The 3,269-nt window shown below is 43.7% G+C and carries 4 protein-coding genes and 1 pseudogene; all 5 read right to left on the reverse strand.

What is annotated here, in order from left to right; all coding sequences use genetic code 11:
- Positions 1-214: 214 nt before the first annotated feature.
- Positions 215-598 carry a diversity-generating retroelement protein Avd gene (avd, locus tag IM479_RS09100; RefSeq protein WP_287699373.1) on the reverse strand — a complete coding sequence of 128 codons (384 nt, stop codon included), beginning with the start codon at positions 596-598 and terminating at the stop codon, positions 215-217.
- A 194-nt stretch (positions 599-792) separates the two neighbouring features.
- On the reverse strand, positions 793-1,647 hold the full coding sequence (locus IM479_RS09105) for a formylglycine-generating enzyme family protein (protein ID WP_287686730.1): 855 nt from the start codon (positions 1,645-1,647) through the stop codon (positions 793-795).
- Between the two features lie 175 nt (positions 1,648-1,822).
- Positions 1,823-1,909, reverse strand: a pseudogene (locus IM479_RS23030) (hypothetical protein); the annotation flags it as partial.
- Positions 1,910-2,005: 96 nt separating this feature from the next.
- Positions 2,006-2,797, reverse strand: a complete 792-nt coding sequence (locus tag IM479_RS09115; protein WP_287686731.1) for an RNA-directed DNA polymerase — start codon at positions 2,795-2,797, stop codon at positions 2,006-2,008.
- The coding region (locus IM479_RS09120; RefSeq protein WP_287686732.1) for an RNA-guided endonuclease InsQ/TnpB family protein at positions 2,794-3,269 on the reverse strand (476 nt) is incomplete at its 5' end. The genes IM479_RS09120 and IM479_RS09115, both read right to left, overlap by 4 nt.

The raw sequence follows: 3,269 nt of genomic DNA on the forward strand, positions 1-3,269 counted from the left end.
CTCGGGCTACATCAAATGTTCCCAAAAAATATAGAAGAGCTAATGCAAATTAGCCGCTATCGGTTGAAGGATTACATCAAGGGACAAAGAGCTATATCGCTTGCCCTATCTACCTTCTAGCTCGCTTGTCCCCCTCTCAGGGTTATCAAATTTAACAATTTGGGAATAGAGATTACCGTAACGCTTCATTTAAATTTCCGATGATGACAATAAATTAATCTGGTTTTGCTTCTCGTTCACGTTGGGTTTTAATCCAGTTACCTAATTCTCCTCCCAATTCATCGATTAACTGACTGACGTATTCATAGCGTTTCAGATCGATCAACTTAAAATCTAATAAAAGTCGGGTCTGATGTCTGAGAACGGCTAACTCGGTGTTGATATATTCAAGTTTGGCAAGCTTACTTTTGGCAAATTTAGCCCTGATTAAATTCTCTAGTATGCTATAAAGTTGGTTGATCACCCTGTCCCCTATCGTGAACTTGTGAACCCTAGGAAAACGCTCTATAATCGGAACGTACCACTTCACCAAATCATAGCACTTTTGAATCACCGATAACTCTTTCATTGCCTTCATAAAATTTAACATTAACGCCATTTTCTCAAAAAAATCGACCCGCCCTTAGGTGGGAAAGAAAAGAAAAGAGAAAAAATAGGGAATGAGGGTAAAAAGGGAAAAAAGAGAAAAAGGGTTAGAGAGTTCTCTTCTACAGTATCAAGAATAGTCTATATGTACTATAAGCAATAAAAAAATCGCCGGAAAAGGGAAAAAGAGAAAAGAATAAAGGGAAATCAAGTCCTGGGGAAGCGGCAGACAACTCGAAAACCGTCGTTGTAGTTGAGGCGGTTGCCGGGGAGGTCCCAGAGACGATTCGCACCGCGACAGTTCCTCGGATCGAGGCTCCAAGAACCGCCGCGTAGTACCCTTATTCTTTGATTACTTAATAGTTGTATAACATTATTTTCATCAAGTAAATATTGCTCCGCGCTTTGTTCTTCATCCCAAACTTCGCTATCGGTCTGTGTTTTATCCTGATAGCTGTTGTGCCAAGGATCTAAACACCATTCATAGACATTGCCGTGCATATCATAGATTCCCCAAGCATTCGCGGGAAAGCTCTTAACCGGAGTTGTTCCTTCTCGATATTCGCCTTTACTGCCAGGGCCGTAGGTATAGTTACCATCAAAATTAGCCAATTCCGTTGACAGGGTTTCGCCAAAGTAAAAGGGGGTTGTGGTTCCCGCTCGACAGGCGTATTCCCACTGCGCTTCGGTGGGTAGCCGATAATCTTTCTGGGTCTTCCGACGTAGCCGCGCGCAGAATTCGATCGCATCTCGCCAACTAATCTGCTCCACGGGTCGCCGAGGGTCGCCTTTAAACTGCGAAGGGTCGGGATTTAGATATTCTACTACCTTCTCCCAACCCGCGACCACCGCCCATTGCTCTTGGGTAATCGGGGTTTGTCCCATCAAAAAGCTCTCTACGCTGACGGGGTGTTGGGGTCGTTCATCCTCATCACCATTTTCTCCCTTCGGGCATCCCATCAGAAATTCACCGGACGGTACGAGGACGAGAGAGAGTTCTATTAGGGGTTCTTGATAAACCGTTATCTGCTGACTAAGCTTACTGATAATTGTGATGGTCACTGCTGTCGTTCGCCGGTGGATTGAAAAGAAGAACTCTTCGGTTTCCCTACCAAGCTCTCCTTTTCGGTTGATTTTTGGATACCTCTAGGATATCGCCGGAGTCGGTCTGGACTTTCCCTACTTCACGCCCGATGGATTCCCATCCACCGGCTCTGGAATTAACTCTGGCAAATATTCACCACAGTGGGAAAGTGCTGGGGAAGCGGCAGACAACTCGAAAACCGTTGTTGTTGTTGTTGCGGTTGTCGGGGTTGTTCCTGTTACGATTCGCACTGCGACAGTTCCTCGGATTGTTGTTCCAAGAACCGCCGCTCTATTGCCGACCCCAATGTTTTTATTATGCCGACTCAGTGGTTATTTAGGATAGTCTGCCAATACTTTTTAAGATTTTTTGGCGCAAATGATGGCTATCCGCATGGCTCAGGTGAGCGAACCAAGCGGTTAATCTTCGCTCGAATTCGCTTTGGCTCAAAAGACCCGCTTCTAGCTCTCTTTGTAAACTTTGTAAACGCTGTCTTCCCCGTTGTAGGTTATCGCTACGAACTCGAATACGATCTGGCAACACTCGATATCCGACAAAATTCGCACCGTGAACAGTAGCGAAGAGTTGGCTTTTGACGGGATGAATTTTTAGCCGTAAGGTCGTAAGGTAGGCTTCTATATCCTGCCGTGCTTGTTGGAGTATCTCTTTGTCATCACTAAATAGAGCAAAGTCATCAACATAGCGCAAATATTGCTGAATTTTCAATTTTTCTTTGACAAAATGGTCAAATCCGTCTAAAAATACATTAGAAAAAAATTGACTGGTTAGATTACCGATAGGAAGTCCTCGACGACGTTGGAGCGGGGTTAGCAGGTCATCACCTGGATAGTAGTTAGATACGGGATCTTGGGGATTGCTACTATCAATAATTAGATCGATTAGGGCTAGGGTGCGGGGACATTTGAGTTTACGATGTAAGGTACTTTTTAGGATTTCATGGTCGATGCTGGGGAAATATTGACAGATATCGCATTGTAGAATATAGCGATTATGGCGAGCAAAGTGAATAAAGCGTTTTAAGGCGCGATGTGTCCCAAATCTAGTTCGATTGGCATAACTATCAAAGTTGACACTCCCATCGCTAAAAGCGAGGGATTCTTGGTTCATCGAGTTTCCTTGATCTGGCAGGACGTATCCAACCAAACCAGAGGGAATCTCTCCCCAAGCGTATTAGTTTCGGTATGCCCTACCGTACTTAGTCCCTTTTTGAGAATATTGATAGCGGCGTTAATATCTCTATCTTCTACATAGCCACAATGGGGACAAACATGGGTTCTAGTAGATAGAGATTTAGCTACTTTTTGACCACAATTAGAACAGTTTTGACTCGTGTTATGGGGGGCTACTGCTACCGTAGCCTTACCATATTTAAAACCAAAATATTCTAACCATTGCCGAAAAGTTGACCAAGCCACATCATTAATAGATTTAGCAAGTTTAGAGTTTTTTACCATGCCTTTAACATTTAAATCTTCGTAAGCGATAAAATCGTTAGATTTAATGACGCGCAATGCCTCTTTTGCGACAAAGCCTTTACGTTGCCTACTTACTCTTAAATGCTTTCTAGCATACCTCTTTC

The sequence above is a fragment of the Microcystis sp. M165S2 genome (assembly GCF_020245885.1).
GTDB lineage: Bacteria > Cyanobacteriota > Cyanobacteriia > Cyanobacteriales > Microcystaceae > Microcystis.

What these genes read in the sequence shown, in the direction of transcription:
- avd (WP_287699373.1), bottom strand. Translation starts at nt 598, where the DNA reads ATGGCGTTAATGTTAAATTTTATGAAGGCAATGAAAGAGTTATCGGTG.
- IM479_RS09115 (WP_287686731.1), bottom strand. Translation starts at nt 2,797, where the DNA reads ATGAACCAAGAATCCCTCGCTTTTAGCGATGGGAGTGTCAACTTTGAT.